General features: G+C 65.6%; 18 protein-coding genes. 4 read left to right on the top strand and 14 right to left on the bottom strand.

What is annotated here, in order from left to right; all coding sequences use genetic code 11:
- The first annotated feature begins 119 nt into the window (after nt 1-119).
- Nucleotides 120-713, top strand: coding sequence for a TetR/AcrR family transcriptional regulator (locus tag ACAG24_RS21645; protein WP_011560588.1), 594 nt, complete (start codon nt 120-122; stop codon nt 711-713).
- On the opposite strand, the gene ACAG24_RS21640 is transcribed toward ACAG24_RS21645, so the two are convergent.
- From ACAG24_RS21640 to ACAG24_RS21590, 11 genes are all read right to left on the bottom strand, one after another.
- Nucleotides 710-2434 carry an acyclic terpene utilization AtuA family protein gene (locus ACAG24_RS21640; protein WP_011560589.1) on the bottom strand — a complete coding sequence of 575 codons (1725 nt, stop codon included), beginning with the start codon at nt 2432-2434 and terminating at the stop codon, nt 710-712. The genes ACAG24_RS21645 and ACAG24_RS21640 overlap by 4 nt on opposite strands.
- Nucleotides 2431-3243, bottom strand: a complete 813-nt coding sequence (locus tag ACAG24_RS21635) for a TIGR03084 family metal-binding protein (protein ID WP_011560590.1) — start codon at nt 3241-3243, stop codon at nt 2431-2433. The genes ACAG24_RS21640 and ACAG24_RS21635 overlap by 4 nt, the downstream gene beginning before the upstream one ends.
- Nucleotide 3244: 1 nt before the next feature.
- The gene (locus tag ACAG24_RS21630) at nt 3245-4012 is read right to left on the bottom strand and encodes an enoyl-CoA hydratase/isomerase family protein (protein ID WP_011560591.1); all 768 of its coding nucleotides are present in this window, start codon (nt 4010-4012) and stop codon (nt 3245-3247) included.
- A gap of 43 nt (nt 4013-4055) precedes the next feature.
- Nucleotides 4056-4526: a hotdog family protein gene (locus ACAG24_RS21625; protein WP_011560592.1), complete on the bottom strand. Its 471-nt coding sequence runs from the start codon at nt 4524-4526 to the stop codon at nt 4056-4058.
- The gene (locus tag ACAG24_RS21620) at nt 4523-5014 is read right to left on the bottom strand and encodes an FAS1-like dehydratase domain-containing protein (RefSeq protein ID WP_017205330.1); all 492 of its coding nucleotides are present in this window, start codon (nt 5012-5014) and stop codon (nt 4523-4525) included. The genes ACAG24_RS21625 and ACAG24_RS21620 overlap by 4 nt, the downstream gene beginning before the upstream one ends.
- A 32-nt stretch (nt 5015-5046) precedes the next feature.
- A complete protein-coding gene (locus ACAG24_RS21615; protein WP_011560594.1) occupies nt 5047-5472 on the bottom strand; it encodes a dihydroxy-acid dehydratase in 426 nt (141 codons plus the stop codon).
- A complete protein-coding gene (locus ACAG24_RS21610; RefSeq protein ID WP_011560595.1) occupies nt 5469-5927 on the bottom strand; it encodes an FAS1-like dehydratase domain-containing protein in 459 nt (152 codons plus the stop codon). The genes ACAG24_RS21615 and ACAG24_RS21610 overlap by 4 nt, the downstream gene beginning before the upstream one ends.
- On the bottom strand, nt 5920-6963 hold the full coding sequence (locus ACAG24_RS21605; protein WP_014382413.1) for an LLM class flavin-dependent oxidoreductase: 1044 nt from the start codon (nt 6961-6963) through the stop codon (nt 5920-5922). The genes ACAG24_RS21610 and ACAG24_RS21605 overlap by 8 nt, the downstream gene beginning before the upstream one ends.
- Nucleotides 6960-7397 carry a Zn-ribbon domain-containing OB-fold protein gene (locus ACAG24_RS21600; protein ID WP_011560597.1) on the bottom strand — a complete coding sequence of 146 codons (438 nt, stop codon included), beginning with the start codon at nt 7395-7397 and terminating at the stop codon, nt 6960-6962. Before ACAG24_RS21600 ends, ACAG24_RS21605 begins: the two co-directional genes overlap by 4 nt.
- Nucleotides 7394-8560, bottom strand: a complete 1167-nt coding sequence (locus tag ACAG24_RS21595) for a thiolase family protein (RefSeq protein WP_011560598.1) — start codon at nt 8558-8560, stop codon at nt 7394-7396. Before ACAG24_RS21595 ends, ACAG24_RS21600 begins: the two co-directional genes overlap by 4 nt.
- 280 nt (nt 8561-8840) lie before the next feature.
- Nucleotides 8841-9845 carry a helix-turn-helix domain-containing protein gene (locus tag ACAG24_RS21590; protein ID WP_011560599.1) on the bottom strand — a complete coding sequence of 335 codons (1005 nt, stop codon included), beginning with the start codon at nt 9843-9845 and terminating at the stop codon, nt 8841-8843.
- 114 nt (nt 9846-9959) lie between these two features.
- Here ACAG24_RS21590 and ACAG24_RS21585 point away from each other — a divergent pair, with 114 nt between their 5' ends.
- From ACAG24_RS21585 to ACAG24_RS21575, 3 genes are read left to right on the top strand one after another with little or no spacing between them, the layout of a single operon-like run.
- On the top strand, nt 9960-10280 hold the full coding sequence (locus ACAG24_RS21585; protein ID WP_011560600.1) for a 2Fe-2S iron-sulfur cluster-binding protein: 321 nt from the start codon (nt 9960-9962) through the stop codon (nt 10278-10280).
- 30 nt (nt 10281-10310) lie between these two features.
- The gene (locus tag ACAG24_RS21580; RefSeq protein WP_011560601.1) at nt 10311-11699 is read left to right on the top strand and encodes a cytochrome P450; all 1389 of its coding nucleotides are present in this window, start codon (nt 10311-10313) and stop codon (nt 11697-11699) included.
- Nucleotides 11696-12895: an NAD(P)/FAD-dependent oxidoreductase gene (locus tag ACAG24_RS21575; protein WP_011560602.1), complete on the top strand. Its 1200-nt coding sequence runs from the start codon at nt 11696-11698 to the stop codon at nt 12893-12895. Before ACAG24_RS21580 ends, ACAG24_RS21575 begins: the two co-directional genes overlap by 4 nt.
- Before the next feature lie 16 nt (nt 12896-12911).
- Here ACAG24_RS21575 and ACAG24_RS21570 read toward each other — a convergent pair whose 3' ends face one another.
- From ACAG24_RS21570 to ACAG24_RS21560, 3 genes are all read right to left on the bottom strand, one after another.
- The gene (locus tag ACAG24_RS21570) at nt 12912-13493 is read right to left on the bottom strand and encodes a TetR/AcrR family transcriptional regulator (RefSeq protein ID WP_005110548.1); all 582 of its coding nucleotides are present in this window, start codon (nt 13491-13493) and stop codon (nt 12912-12914) included.
- Nucleotides 13494-13583: 90 nt separating this feature from the next.
- Nucleotides 13584-14495, bottom strand: a complete 912-nt coding sequence (locus ACAG24_RS21565) for an alpha/beta fold hydrolase (protein ID WP_011560604.1) — start codon at nt 14493-14495, stop codon at nt 13584-13586.
- The gene (locus tag ACAG24_RS21560; RefSeq protein WP_011560605.1) at nt 14495-14932 is read right to left on the bottom strand and encodes a PaaI family thioesterase; all 438 of its coding nucleotides are present in this window, start codon (nt 14930-14932) and stop codon (nt 14495-14497) included. Before ACAG24_RS21560 ends, ACAG24_RS21565 begins: the two co-directional genes overlap by 1 nt.
- Nucleotides 14933-14949 lie beyond the last annotated feature (17 nt).

Genomic DNA, 14949 nt, shown 5'->3' with positions numbered 1-14949 from the left:
TCCCTTGATTTGGTGCGGCGGGTGCCGACGCAGGCAACCCCAGCGCCGGTAGGATCCCAGCCCGGCCCAGCGGATCGGACGGCGAACAACGTAACCACAAATCGACAGGAGGCCTGAAAGTGGCCGGTTTGCGCCGCAAACTGCTCCTCGAGGCCGCCGCCGACCTGTTCGCGCGGCAAGGCTTTCACGCCGTGGGCATCGACGACATCGGTGCCGCAGCAGGGGTGAGCGGGCCGGCCGTCTACCGGCACTTTCAGAACAAGGACGCGATCCTGCGCGAGTTATGCGACGCCGCCATGACTGAGCTGCTGGCCGGCGCCCGGCGCGCCACCAACGCCGGCACACCGACGGAGGTCCTGCACGCCCTTGTCGACCTACACGCGGCCTTCGGCGCGCGACGACGCGGCCTGTTGGCCGTCTACGCCCGCGAGCACCGCTCGCTGTCGCCGCTGGCGACCCGTGCCCTGCGACGCCGACAGCACAGGTACGAGTCCTTCTGGGTCGACGCGCTCGTACGAGCACGGGGCGATCTGGACCGTGAGCGCGCACAGGGCCTGGTCGCCGCCGTGCTGTCATTGCTCAACGCGTCCGCGTACATGCCGGCGTCGCTGGACGACGCGACGATTGAGGCGATGCTGGCCGCCGCGGCCGTTGCGGCGCTGTTCAGCCGCGCGGTTACACAGCAGGTAGACGGCGCCCCGCACCGGATTTAGTGTGTGTCGAGCAGCGATTCGGGAACGTCCACCACTCGGGATCGCACGTACTCCCCGAGCCCCTTGGCCTGCGCGTCCGGCCGGGTCGAGGAGGCCACCCCGTCACCGAGCAAGCCGTGCACCACCACGTTGAGCGCGCGCAGGTTCGGCAGTTCGAAGCGCTCGATGCGCAGGTGCGCCGTCTCCGGCCCGAGCAGTGTGCGCAGCCGCTCGACGCTCAGGTACTCGCGCGCCCACGCGTAACCGGGGTCGTCGCGTGCCCACAGTCCGAGGTTGGCGTTGCCGCCCTTATCTCCGGACCGCGCACCGAGTACCGACCCGAGCGGCGCGAGCCGCGTCGGCCCGGATGGCGCCGGCAGCTTCGCGGGCGGGGCGATCCCAGCCGGCGGGACCGCACCGGTCGGCGGGTCAGGGATCACGTGCCGATTGCCGTCGGCGTCGACGAGCACGTGCGTGAGGGCCGAGCGCGGAACGTAGGCCGGCCGGTAGACGCCGAACGCGGTCTCCGAGGACGGTGGCGTGGTGGTGTGGAAGCCGGCGAAACCAGCCAGGGCGATCTCCATGACCCCGCCGGAGAAGGCTCGGCCCACCTTTCGCGGGTCGGCGTCCTTCACCGTCACACGCAGGTGCGCGCAGGCTTGCTCGTTCGTCGGCGCATCGGAGACGTCGAAACGCAACAGTCGCACGTCGACTTCGTCGAAGGCGTCGCGTCCGCCGAGAACGTCGAAGAGCTGCTGTTCGGCGAAGGCCGCCTTGGCCTCGATGTCGAGGCCGGTGAGCACCATGGTCATCGTGTTGCGGAAGCCGCCCACCTCGTTCAGCGCCACCTTCAACGTGTCCGGCGGCGGACTGCCTTTCGTACCGCTGATCGCGACACGGTGCTCACCCTGTTGAGCCAGGCGAATGGTGTCGAAGTGGGCGACGACGTCGGGGCCGAGGTAGGCAGGTTCAGCGATCTCGTAGAGCAGCTGGGCGGTGACCGTGCCGACTGAGACCAGTCCCCCGGTGCCGGGATGCTTCGTGATCACCGAAGAGCCGTCCTCGGCGACCTCGGCGATCGGAAACCCCGGGTAGCGGCGGTCGGTGATCTCGTCGAGGAACGCGTAGTTGCCGCCCGTCGCCTGAGGGCCGCACTCGATCACGTGCCCGGCGACGACCGCACCCGCGAGCCGATCCCAGTCGGCGCGTGCCCAGGCGTGCCACCAGGCCGCGGGACCGACCACGAGGGATGCGTCGGTGACCCGGCCGGTCACGACGACGTCGGCGCCCGAATGCAGCGCCTCGGTGATGCCCCAGGCGCCGAGGTAGGCGTTGGCCGACACCGGTTTGATGTCGCCGACGGGCGGCGTGATTGCGTGGAGGTCGCCACGTAGGTCGTCGCCCTCGACGTGCGCGACGCGCGCGGTGAGGCCGAGACGTGCGGACAGCTCGCGCAACGCGGCGGCCAAGCCGGCGGGATTCAGCCCGCCCGCGTTCGCGACGACCTTGATGCCACGATCGAGACAGGTGCCCAGCACCTGTTCCATTTGGGTGAGGAAAGTCCGCGCGTACCCGCCGGACGGGTCTTTGGCCTGGGCCTTGGCCAGGATGAGCATGGTCAGCTCGGCCAGATAGTCACCGCACAGGACGTCGATCGGTCCGCCCTCGACCATCTCGCGGGCTGCGGCGATGCGGTCGCCGTAAAAGCCGGAGCAGTTGCCGATGCGGACCGGGACGCTCACCGCTGACCCCCTGCGAACTGGCCCGCCACGCGCCCGCCGCCAGGGGGCCCCGCGAAGGCCTGGGCGATCGCGAGCCACTGGTCGGCCAGCGGTCCGTCGGCGACCAAAGCGGTGTCGTCGCGGTGGCGGCGTTGGGTCACCAACAGGCAAAAGTCCAGCGCCGGCCCGCTCACGCGGTTGGCGGCGTCGGCTGGCCCCCACGTCCAGACGCTGCCGTCCGGAGCGGTCAGCTCGACGCGTACCGGGTCCGCGGGGAGGTCCAGACCGTTGGCCAGGTAGCTGAAAGCGCGCGCACCCACCCCGATGTGGGCCACGTGCCGCAGCCGTGCCGTGGCCTCGCGGGTCGCGCCGAGCGCGTCGACGATGTCCTGGCCGTGCGCCCAGGTCTCCATGAGTCGCGCTGTCAGCGACGAGACCGCGCTCATCGTCGGCCCGAACCACGGCAGGCGGGTCGCCGGGGCAATGTCCGCGAACGCCGCAACGAGGGCTGCACGCGACGTGTCGAACCACGCGAGCAGGTCGGCAGCCGGCATTTGACGGTAGCGCTCAGCGATGACGTCGGGTGAGATGCTTCCGTCGGCCATCATCGGCAGGTAGTCGCTGCTGAAACCGTCGGGGTCGGTGGCCGAGCGCACCGCCACGTCGTCGAAGAACGCCAGATGGCTGATCTGGTCGCGGATCGCCCAGCCCACGGCCGGAGTCGGCGCGTCCCAGCCGCGCGGACCTTCGGGCAGCGGTGCGATGAGTTCGCGCAACGCGGCCGTTTCGGCTTCGATGTCGGCGATTACCGACTGCATGGTCACCGCCATGTCAGCGTCCCTTCCACTGTGGTGCGCGCTTCTCGCGGAACGCCGTCGGGCCTTCCTGCGCGTCGTCGCTCAGATAGACCGGCTCCCATATCTCGTCGGCCAGGTCGTAGGCGGCGGCGAGGTGGTGCTGTGCCGAGAGGTACACGGTGCGCTTGGACGCAAGCACCGATAGCGGTGCGTTCGCGGCGATGCTGAGCGCCAACTGCCGGGTACGCTCGCGCAACTGATCGGCCGGCACCACCTCATTGACTAAGCCGACCTGGTGGGCGCGCTCGGCGGTGATCGGGTCGCCGGTCAGCAGGATCTGCATGGCAACGCGTGGGGGCACCAGCCACGATAGCGGTGCCGCCCACGGCGACCCGCGGCCGACTTTGACCTCGCTGACGGCGAAGGTCGCGTGTTCGGCAGCCACGACCAGGTCGCACTGCTGCGCGAGCAGGAAGCCCCCGGCGAACGCGACACCGTTGACGGCCGCGATCGTCGGCTTCGCGACATCGATGTTGCGGCCGAACTGCGGAGCGAAGTCCTTCGGGGGCACCTTGAGCGCGTTCTGCGCCATCTCCTTCAAGTCCCCGCCGGCGCAGAACGCCTTATCGCCCACGCCGGTGAGGACGAGCACCTTCGCCGCGTCGTCGTCATTGAAGCGGCGTACCGCGTCGAAAAGCCCCGTGCGCACAGCGTTGTTCAGCGCGTTGCGCGCCTCGGGCCGGTTGATCGTCAGCCAGGCCACGCTGTCGACGACCTCGTAGCGAACCGGTTGCTCGGCCACCGAGCCTCCGTCCCTCACCGTCGCCTCGCATGTGAGTGGCAGCTCACCCCGGCACCTCGACAAACGGGTCGGCCAGCTCAACGGTGGCTTCACTCGGCACGCACGGACCATCTTCGCTCGAGACGAGCAACTCGAGATCGACGAGGCGCCGTCCGCCATCGTCGCGTTTGGCCACGACCTTGCCGCTCAGGGTTGCGGTCTGGCCCGGATAGATCGACCGGATCATTGAGATTCTGCGGCGCCGGATGAGCGCGTCGGGTCCGGCCCATTCGTTGAGGCCGCGGTCGATGAAGCCATGGAAGAAGAGGGTTGACAGGTAGATCGTGCGCTGGCCCTGGCTGCGCGCGTAGTCGGGGTCGTGGTGACCGGGGAACCAGTCCCATGTCGAAGCCGCGTTCATGCAGATGCGCTTGTAGCTGATCTCGATCGAGACGGGCGTCAGGGTGTCGCCGACGGCGATGTCCTCGAACCGCACGGGGACGCGGACCATGCTGCGCTCGGTGGAGTCGTTCATGATGCGCCTTCACTATCGGCGGTGTCGTATCGGAAGAGCACGTTGGTGTTGCGGCCGATGACCTCACCGTGCTGGTCGGAGAAGGTGCTCACCGTGGTGATGAACACACCGGTGCCCACCCGCGTCGTCTTGGGCTCGGAGATCGAGGCGATCTCCTCCACGATCGACACGTGATCGCCTACCCGGGGCCGGCGTTCGAACTCCGTCGTCGTCGAGGCGTTGATGATGTGGTGGCCCGGCAACGGGACGCTGAGCGCGAACATCATGTCGGCACGCGCTAGGTACCCGGGCACCCACTGCGGCGCGAAGCCGAGGCTCATCAGCAGCCCGGGCGGGCAGTCCTCACCCTCCCAGTAACGGGGGTTCGCGTCCTCGACGAGCGAGCAGTAGTACAACACCATCGAGCGGTCGATCGGGAACCACGCATGCCGCGGTTCGGAGCGATGACCGACCCACGCCCGGCCTTCGTCGAAGGTCCCGAACGTCATCCCGAGGCCGGTGACGTCGCTCGTTGGCGCGCTCACCGGGTCACCTGCACGACGGCGCTCCCCTTTATCGCGGGTTCGCCGGTCTGGCGCGTGACCACGAGTTCGAGGTCTGCCACCTGCTGCCCTCCGGCCTCGCGCACGCCGGTGACCCTGCCGCCGAAGCTGAGCAGGTCACCGGGCCATACCTGACCGGTGAACCGGATGCGGAACGAGCGGATGTTGGCCAGCCCCACCCAGGCGGTCAGCCGCTGCGCGAGCACACCGCCGTGCAGCAGTCCCATGCCGAACACACCGGGCATGCCGGCCGCGCGGGCGAACTCTTCGTCGTGGTGGATCGGGTTGAAGTCGCCGCCGGAGCCGGCGTAGCGAACGATGTGCGAGCGCGTCAGCGGGCCGAACTGTGAGGTCGGCATCTCGTCGCCGATGGCCAACGCCACCGGCGCGGGGGATGTCGTCATTGGGTGGAGCCTCCGGTTTCGATCAAGACGTCGGTCTGGCGCACGACGAGTTCGTCGCGCTGGTTGGTGAAGTCGGTCTCGATCGTCACGATTGTCATGATGCCGCCGCGCTTCCCCTCGCGGCTGGTCACGTTCGACACCCGACGAGTCTCGGTGAGCTCGTCGCCGACGAACACCGGCGCGAAATACTCCCAGCCGCACTCACCGTGCAGTACGCGTCGCAGGTCGAGCCCGAGGGCGCCGAACATGTCGTCGTCGGCGCGCCAGTGAGCCGAGGAGACGACGAAGGTCGGAGGAGCGGGGATCGCGCCGAAGCCGGCGGCGCGGGCGGCCGCGACGTCCTGGTAGATCGGGTCGCGGTCGCCGAGCGAAAGTGCGAACTCGCGCACTTTGGACCGGTCGACGGGAAACGTGGTCCTCCCGAGTTGCGTCCCGATGAGCGATGCGTCAGCCACTCTGGTCACCTTTCCCGCCGGCGAAGGCCGGCGCACAATCGCGAATGAGGCTGCCGAGGTTCTCGGCGATGCGCTCGGGCGCGAGACCAATCGAGGGTGAGTAGAGAACGATGTGGTCCAGCACGCCCTCGTAGCGGCGCAGCCCTTCTCGGACCTCGGCGGCGGTGCCGGCCACCGCCATCGCGTCGATCATGTCGTCGGTGACCGCGGCGAACATGGCCGGCAGGTCACGCCGTGCGAACGCGTCGCGGATGGCCGCTGCCTGCCTGGCGAAACCGCTGACGTCGAGCACGTGCTCGTAGGTCTTCACCGAGGAGTAGAACGCGATCTGCTGCGCGGCCTCACGACGTGCGATCTGTGGGTCGTCGTGCACCGCGCAGATGACCATCGAGACGATCTCAATGTCGGCGGGATCGCGTCCGGCCCGCTCCGCACCGCGCACGACGGCTGGGCGGGCGACCTCCTCGACGTAAGTCGTGGTGAACAGCGGATGACCAGCCAACCCGTCGGCTACGCGCCCTGCCACCTCGCACATCCGCGGACGCACGCCCGCGGTGATGATCGGGATCGCTCGCTTCGGCGGCGCGACGTCGCCGGTTGGGACGAGATTCATCCGGTAGAAGCGCCCCTCATGGCGCACGGGGCCCTCGTGCAGGTTCCAGATCCGACGCACGAGCGGGACCAGCTCCTCCATGCGCAGAGCGGGAGCGGAGGTGTCCTCCACGCCGTGCCAGTCGCTCATCATGCGGCGTGTACCGTTGCCGAGCCCGAGTACGACGCGCCCGCCTGAAAGCTCGTCGAGGTCACGCGCCTCGGTGGCGAGCACGAGCGGGCTGCGCCCGACGCCATACAGGATCGACGACCCGATGCGGCAGCGCTTTGTGCGCGCGGCCATCGCGGCCATCGAGATCGAGCCGGAGCGCGAGTAGAACTCCGAGGCCCAGGCGGCGTCGAAGCCGGCGAGGTCGGTAGCCTCGGCGGTCTCGACAAGGGTGGCCAAGTCCGCGCCGAGCACCGAGACCCCGTACGTGGTCACGACGCCGCCAGCCTGAATCGGACCAGCCCAAGGTCCTCGTTCACCCGCTCGAACACTGCGCGCACTCTCGCCCCGATCGCAACTTCATCTGGGGCCACGCCCTCGAGACTGGCCAACAACTGCGGCCCCTCGTCCAGACGAACGAGCACGACGACGTACGGCTCGCTGCGCGGGAACGAGTCCCACGGGGGGCGGTACACCGGCGCGAAACTGACGATCTCACCAGTACCCGCCGCGGTCTCCCAGGCCAACTCACCGTCATGGCAGACGGGACACACCAGCCGCGGGTAGAGGAAAGGGTGGTCGTTCGCGCACCGCTGGAAGACGAGTACACCGCGGGCCGCTGCTGCGAAGTAGGGACGGTTGACATCGGTCAGCGGCGGCAGCGCCTCAGGATCGTGCAGACCGTCGAGAGAACTCGAAGCTGCGGTCATGACGCTCCCTCCATCACCATGCTGACGTGACTGCACAGCATCGAGCCGTAGCTGTGCACGAACGCGGTATCCGCCCCGGGCACCTGACGGCCCTCGGCGCGACCGGACAACTGCCAGTAACCCTCAAGGATCTGCGAAATGCCAGAGGAGGTCCCGGTGTGCCCGAACCGGATTAGGCCGCCGTCGGTGTTCACCGGAAGGTCGCCCCCCGGATCGGCGCAGCCGTCACGGTAGAAATCGCCTGCCCCACCGGGCTTCACGAAACCCGCCTCCTCAAGGATCATCGCCGGGTTGGAGGCGAAGGCGTCGTAGAGCAAAGCGATGTCGACGTCGGCCGGCGCCCGTCCGGAGCGCTCAAAGGCCATCGGACCCGAACGGGCGGCCCCGGTACGACCCGGCCGGGCCAGCGAGGTCAGAAAACCGTGGGTGTGACCCTCTCCAAAGCCCAGCAAATGCACCGGCCGGTGCTTGCCCGCGCGAGCCCGGCGGGCCGAGCCCAGCACCAGCGCGCCACCGCCCTCGCAGGGAATCGAGCAGTGGTAGAAGTGGAACGGCCCGGCGATCGGCCGGGACGCCAGCACGTCCTCCACAGTCAGGCGTTGAGCGCCGTGCGCGATAGCCGCGGGGTTCAGTGCGGCCCAACGGTCCTGCGACACGGTGACCTCGGCGATGTCCGCCTTGCCCTGTCCCGTCTCGTGCATCCAGGCCTGCGCGATCAAACCGTAGAGCGCCGGCACGGACGGTCCATAGGGCATCTCGAACGCGTGGTCACACACCAGCGCCATCAGTTCGCGCCCGCCATCGCGGATCGGTGGAAACTTGCCCGCCGACACGACCAGCACCGTCTCGGCCTCGCCCCGGGCGATGACGTTACTCGCCATGCGCGTCATGGCGAGATGGGTCCCGCCGCCAAGCTGACAGGTCATCTGAAGTTTCAGATTGTGCAGCCCGAGATAGTCCATGAGGTCCTCGGACAGGAAGATCGAACCCTCGTTCGTCATCGGCCCGGCGCACACCAGACCGTCGACCTCGTCTGGGACCACCCCTGCGTCGGCGAGAGCCGCGACCGCGGCGCGCACATGCAATTCAGTGGAGGTGTACGGAACGTTTCTCCCTGGAGCGAGTTCGGCGGCACCGATGATGGCCGGCTGGTCGTGTGGCATCCGGACTCCTCTCGACCACGCGTCCAACGCCGGTCCCGACGTGAACGACGGTTAGCATAGCGTGCCTAGAGGTCCGCGTCACCCCCGCCCGCACCCGCCGCTAGCGCGGTATGGATTCTCTGGAATGTCCTTGCGCCTCTTCCCAAGAGGGTGCTGCGATGACCGAAACCCGCGCCGATCGTGTCGTTTCTCGACGATGTCCAGGTGACAGATGAGGCCGATCGTGAAGCCCGCTGGTTCCGATGGTCGCCCGGCACACGCCGGGGCGGATCTATAGCCCTCAGTCGCGCGTTTTTCTGAAGTGGCGCGGTGAACGACCGGTCCACCGTTTGAAGGCATGTGTGAAGTTCGTGAGCTCCGCGTACCCGAGTTCTGCCGCGATCTCGCTTACAGACAACGATCTGTCGAGAAGTCGCAGAATTGCTCGCTCCCGCAAGAACGACTGACGCAATTCGCGAAAGGTGGTCCCCTCTTCGCGGAGGCGCCGCTTCAACGTGCTCGGGGATATCGAAAGCTCGCCCGCCGTCCGGCTGATGTTCGTTTTTCCGGGATCTTTTTCGAGCAGGTCCCTTACTTTTTCGGAGACCGACGTGTCACGTCGTTGATCGAGAGTTCGCTGCAAATCGGTGACGGCAATCCGGTACGCCACAGGATCGGAGAATCGACAGACCTCCTCGAGCGAAGCCGCGGGAACGTGGACGAACGAGCTGGGGGCGTCGAAGAAGATCCGACCCGCCAACACTTCGTCATGAAGAACCCACGACTCCGGCGCTGAATGACTTAAATGCAGTTCAATATTCGGTACGGCACCCGCGAGCATGTCGAGCAGACGCAACAGCGCCAGCCCACCGTAGGTGACGGCCAGGCAGTTCAGGCCCGCGTCACCGGTGCGACCGGTGAGCCCGATCGTGAGGCCGCGTTCCGTCGAATGGAACGTCGGGCTGAGGGCTGTGGTGATCACCGGCAGATAAGCAAGCAACTCGACAACCTCGGCTACCGAGCCCGCGCTGACCAAGGGAACACTGAGTGCCCCAAAGGACGTCAGTTTGGCGTGTTCAGCGAACGCGAAACCCAGACGGGTTCCCTGATCACAATCGAAATCGGAATATATCTCCCTGAACCACCGTAAGGGGACCTGCGCGTCGCGACCCACCAACATCGACTCGGTAACGTGCTCGCGAACCATGATGCTGCGGAGCGCAATGCTGGCGTCATGCCCCAGCGCCTCACTGTCCAGCATCTGCAGGAAAGCCAGCGCTGGCATACCCGAGTCGTCGAGTTTCACGTGCCTCCCTGCGCGTGAGCTAAAAACACAACTTTTTGACTCCTGCGAGCCTAGCGACGCTGGTCACGCGCGACAACGCTAAATAGAGGAGTTCCAAATTGAGGAGAGTTAATCATGGCAGTCGTCACCTTCGTCTCTCACGACGGCGAGAAGTACGAAGCCCCCTTGGCCGAAGGGCAGTCCTTGATGCAGGTTGCGGTCAACAACGCGGTGCCCGGCATCGACGGCGATTGTGGAGGGGAAGCCGCATGCGGAACGTGCCACGTGATCGTCGCTCCCGAGTGGTCGGACACGGTGGGACTCTGCGGCGCCAACGAAGAGGAGATGCTCGCGATGAACCCCGAGCGTCAGCGGACGTCGAGGCTGTCTTGCCAGATGTCCGCCTCCGAGGCATGGGATGGCTTGACGGTCGAGCTACCTGAGTTCCAGCTCTGAAACAACGTCATGGATTTGGAGGAAACAATAATGAGTATTCCCGCGGCAGTGGCCGCCAAAGCCCAGTCTGCCGTGCCTCTGGAGCTGCAAATCCGCGGCGCACACCTCTACGACAAGACACGCCGGTGGGTAACCGGAACCAATGGTAAGAAGATCTTCACCGAGACGCCCATTCCTCCGGTCGAGGACGTTGATATCGCCGACATCGATCTCAGCAACCCGTTCCTCTACCGCCAAGGCCGCTGGAAGTCCTACTTCGAACGCGTGCGCAACGAGGCGCCGGTGCACTACCAGGCTCACAGTGCGTTCGGCCCGTTCTGGTCGGTGACCCGCCACGCGGACATCATCGCCGTCGACAAGAACCACGAGGCTTTCTCCGCAGAGCCGTTCATCATCATCGGGAGACCGCCCCGCTTCATGGACATCGCCATGTTCATCGCGATGGATCCGCCACAACACGACTTGCAGCGCGCTTCCGTCCAAGGGGTTGTCGCGCCGAAGAACCTGCGCGAGATGGAGGGGCTGATCCGCTCGCGTGTCCAGGAAGTGCTGGACGATCTACCGGTGGATCAGCCGTTCAATTGGGTGCACCACGTCTCCATCGAACTGACAGCGCGCATGCTCGCGACCCTGCTGGACTTCCCGTACGAGCAGCGGCACAAGCTCGTGGAATGGTCGGACCTCGCCACCTCCATGGAGCAAGCCAATGGTGGTCCTTCCGACAACGACAGAGTGTTTCGTGGCATGGTCGACATGGCGAAGGGTCTCAGCGCTCTCTGGCATGACAAGGCGGCCCGTACCGCCAACGGGGAGCGACCGGGCTTCGATCTGATCACGATGCTGCAGGCCAACGAGGACACTAAGGATCTCATCGACCGCCCGATGGAATTCCTCGGCAATTTGGTACTGCTGATCGTCGGGGGAAACGACACGACTCGCAACTCGATGAGCGGAGGGGTTCTCGCCTTGAACCAGTTCCCCGATCAGTTCGAGAAGTTGAAGGCGAACCCTGACCTGATTCCCAACATGGTATCCGAGATCATTCGCTGGCAGACCCCGTTGGCGTACATGCGCCGAGTCGCGAAAAAAGACATCATGTTGAACGGGCAATTCATCCGCAAGGGCGACAAGGTCGTGATGTGGTACGCCTCTGGTAACCGCGATGAGCGTGTCTTCGAGCGGGCCGATGAGTTGATCATCGATAGGAGCAACGCCCGCAATCACATCTCGTTCGGGTTCGGCGTGCACAGGTGCATGGGAAACCGACTTGCTGAGTTGCAGCTTCGAATCCTGTGGGAGGAATTGCTCCCTCGCTTTGAGAACATCGAGGTGGTCGGCGAACCCGAGTATGTGCAATCGAATTTCGTCAGGGGTATCAGCAAGCTGATGGTTCGCCTCACTCCCAGGCCAAGTGCGTGACTCCCGAACGAGCGGTGATCGTCGGCGCGAGCCACGCCGGCGCGCAGTTGGCAGCTAATCTTCGAAGGGAGGGGTGGTCTGGGGAGGTCGTGCTCATCGGCGACGAGGGGGGACTGCCCTACCACCGGCCTCCGTTGTCGAAGGGATACCTGGCCGGCAAGAACGGCCTCGACGACCTCCTGATTCGCGGCGCTGATTTCTACGAAAAGCAGCACATTCGACTCTTGAATGCGACCGTGGAGGCGATCCACCGGAGTGCCAAGCGTGTGTCTCTGAGCACCGGCGACACGCTGACGTACACCAAGCTCGCGTTGTGCACCGGCGCAAGGGCCAGACGACTCCCCACACCAGGGGTGGATCTTCCCGGAATTCACTACCTGCGTACCGCTGCAGACGTCGAGTTGATCCGTGCCGCCGCTACACCGGGTCGGAGGGTTGTGATCGTGGGCGGCGGTTACATCGGGTTGGAAACGGCGGCCTCGCTGTGTTCGCTCGGCATGAACGTCACCGTCCTCGAGGCAACCGAGCGTGTACTCGAACGGGTCACCGCGCCGGAGGTTTCCGCGTTTTACACCCGAATCCACAACGGCGAGGGAGTGGAGATCCGAACACACGCTCTCGTCGAAGCCTTCTCCGGCAACGGCAGAGTGCAGGAGGTCGTGCTGGCAGGCGGCGAACCGATCCCCGCCGACTTGGTCATCGTCGGCGTCGGTGTGGTGCCGAACACCGAGCTCGCCTCGGCCGCAGGATTATCCGTCGACAACGGCATCGTGATCGACGACCAGGCCCGCACCAGCGACCCCGACATCGTGGCCGCCGGCGACTGCACCAGCCACACCATGGCTCGATACGGCTCGCGTATTCGTTTGGAATCCGTATCGAGCGCCGGCGAGCAGGCCAAGATCGCTGCGGCGACAATCTGCGGAAAACACAGCGCAATCGCTGCGCTTCCGTGGTTCTGGTCCGACCAGTACGATCTCAAACTCCAGATCGCCGGTCTCAACACCGGATACGACGAAGTGGTCTTCAGCGGCGACCCGTCGCGTGACCGTGACTTCAGCTGCTTCTACTTCCGCGATCGTGAACTCATCGCCGCCGACTGCGTCAACCGTCCTCGCGATTTCATGTTCAGTAAGCGGGCCATCAGCCAGCAGCTCCGAGTTGACCGCTCAGAGCTCCTCGCCGGCTCGATCTGACACGAGAGCTTGCTAGTTACAAACTGTGGACAACTCCCAGGTACCTGAGTGCTACGCGGGAGATCCGCTCACCGGTGGTGGCGATGTCCGCGGCTGGGAGTACAACATGACTCACTGTCAGTCGCACCAGAACATCTGCGACCTCCTCAACGTCTTCGGGATCGAGATCGTCGAAGTGGTCGTTAAACCACGTGATCAGAGCCGCGGAGCAGAGCTGAAGCAGGGAAGCCGACGTCGGCAGAAGAGGTAGGACTCCAGTAGACGACGAGCCACCGCGATCATTCCCCGAAGGGTTGGACGTCAGAACTGCCTTGAGGAGCGGGCTGTCTTCTGCTTCACAGAGGGTGAATTGCACCGCTGCGGTGATGCCGCCCCGCACGTCGCCCACGTGTTCGGCAAGGACGGCAAGAATGCCTTCCATAAAGCGCTGGCCCTCCGACACCACAAGCGCGTCGCCGAGCCCCTGTTTGTCGCCGAACTCTTTGTACAACGTCGGGCGGGAGACGCCGACCGATTCGGCAACCTCGCTCATCCGGACCTGATCCCAGCCCTTCTCGATGGCGAGTTCTCGTGTCGCCCTCAAAACCTTTTCGCGCACATGCCGGCGGAAAGACACCCGCGCTGGTTCAGTTGGCATAGGAGCAGGATAGGCGCCAGCCCTACATGGGCAGTCAACCGACAGCAGGGTTCATGTGGTCCTGTCGAGGAATTCGACGACCGCCGTCGAGAATGCGTCGTTGTTGTCGCCGGCAATCATGTGTCCCGCGCCCGATACGTCAACGGTTTGCGCGTGCGGAACGACGGTCAGGAAATGCTTTACTGTCTCTTCGGAGACCATGTCAGATAGTAGGCCCCGGACCAGCAGCGTTGGCGCGGACACCTGCCTCGCACCATCAAGAAGGAACGCGCTCATCATGTCGAAGTCTTTAGCGCCTTCGTCTGGATCACCCTGCAGGAACTGGAAATTCGACGTCACGAAAGCTGGATCCCATCGCCAGGCCCAGCGACCGTCTTCGCGACGGGCGAGGACTTTTCGGAGGCCGTCGAGGTTTTCGGGGCGAGGGCGGTGCGGGTTGTAGGCGGCGATCACGTCAGCGGCCGACTCTAGGCTGTCGAAACCTTCGGGGTGTGCCGACATGAACGCTACGACTCGTCGGGCGCCTTCCATCTCCATTCGCGGAGTGACGTCAACCAGGACGACGGCCTGCCATAGGTCCGGCGGGGCGAGCAAGTGTGTTCCGAGAATGGTCAAGCCGCCCAGAGAGGCGCCGATCGCGGCGACGGGGCGGCCGGAATCGGCGTATGAGCGCACGGCCAATAGGTCGGATCCAAGCCGGTCCCCGTCGTAGCGTCCGTCGGGGTCCCAGTCGCTGTCCCCGTGTCCCCTGGTGTCGTACGCGGCCACCGTGTAGCCCCGCTGGTGCAGGCGTTGGGCGGTGACGTCCCAGGCGTGTCGGCTTTGACCTCCGCCGTGAAGGAGCAACACGACCGCCCGCGGCGCATCACAGCGGTAGAGGTCGACCGCCAGCGTCAGCCCGTCCGCCGTGGGCACGCGCTCGACCACAGGAGCCGACGAATCGCCTGTTCTCTTTGCCGACATCAGGAGCTCGTCTTCGGTGCGACGACGGTGACGGTTCCCTGGGCCGCACACACCGCTCTGCCGTCGTTGCAGATGTCGATACGCGCCACACCGCTGGTTCTGCCCAGCGAGATGATCTCGGCTGTGGCTACACAGGTGCCGCTAGAGACCGGACGAAGCAGATTCAGTTTGAACTCCGTTGTCGCGACCCAAGATCCCAGTGGAATCACGGGATAAAACACCACTCCGAGGCAGTGGTCGACCATGGCCGATAAGCAGCCCCCATGCAGGTTCCCGAAAGGCGTCTTCAGGTCGTCGCGTGCGTCCATCTCCGCGACGAGCCGTCCCGCAGTGAATTCGGTGTGACGGAAGCCGAGGTAACCGGCCAACCCGCCCGTGGTTTCTGCTGCGCTCTTTAGTTGCTCAGCGACCTGTTCGTTGAACGTGGTGAATTGCACAGGCCCTCCTACCTCAT

The sequence above is a fragment of the Mycobacterium bulgaricum genome (assembly GCF_041287165.2).
GTDB lineage: Bacteria > Actinomycetota > Actinomycetes > Mycobacteriales > Mycobacteriaceae > Mycobacterium > Mycobacterium bulgaricum.
This window is presented reverse-complemented; position numbering and strand designations above follow the sequence as displayed.

Excerpts from the sequence above, each read along its gene's own strand:
- ACAG24_RS21635 (WP_011560590.1), bottom strand. The coding sequence starts at position 3,243 with ATGGCGGTGACCATGCAGTCGGTAATCGCCGACATCGAAGCCGAAACG.
- ACAG24_RS21625 (WP_011560592.1), bottom strand. The coding sequence starts at position 4,526 with ATGAACGACTCCACCGAGCGCAGCATGGTCCGCGTCCCCGTGCGGTTC.
- ACAG24_RS21620 (WP_017205330.1), bottom strand. The coding sequence starts at position 5,014 with ATGACGTTCGGGACCTTCGACGAAGGCCGGGCGTGGGTCGGTCATCGC.
- ACAG24_RS21615 (WP_011560594.1), bottom strand. The coding sequence starts at position 5,472 with ATGACGACATCCCCCGCGCCGGTGGCGTTGGCCATCGGCGACGAGATG.
- ACAG24_RS21600 (WP_011560597.1), bottom strand. The coding sequence starts at position 7,397 with ATGACCGCAGCTTCGAGTTCTCTCGACGGTCTGCACGATCCTGAGGCG.
- ACAG24_RS21595 (WP_011560598.1), bottom strand. The coding sequence starts at position 8,560 with ATGCCACACGACCAGCCGGCCATCATCGGTGCCGCCGAACTCGCTCCA.
- ACAG24_RS21585 (WP_011560600.1), top strand. The coding sequence starts at position 9,960 with ATGGCAGTCGTCACCTTCGTCTCTCACGACGGCGAGAAGTACGAAGCC.
- ACAG24_RS21580 (WP_011560601.1), top strand. The coding sequence starts at position 10,311 with ATGAGTATTCCCGCGGCAGTGGCCGCCAAAGCCCAGTCTGCCGTGCCT.
- ACAG24_RS21565 (WP_011560604.1), bottom strand. The coding sequence starts at position 14,495 with ATGTCGGCAAAGAGAACAGGCGATTCGTCGGCTCCTGTGGTCGAGCGC.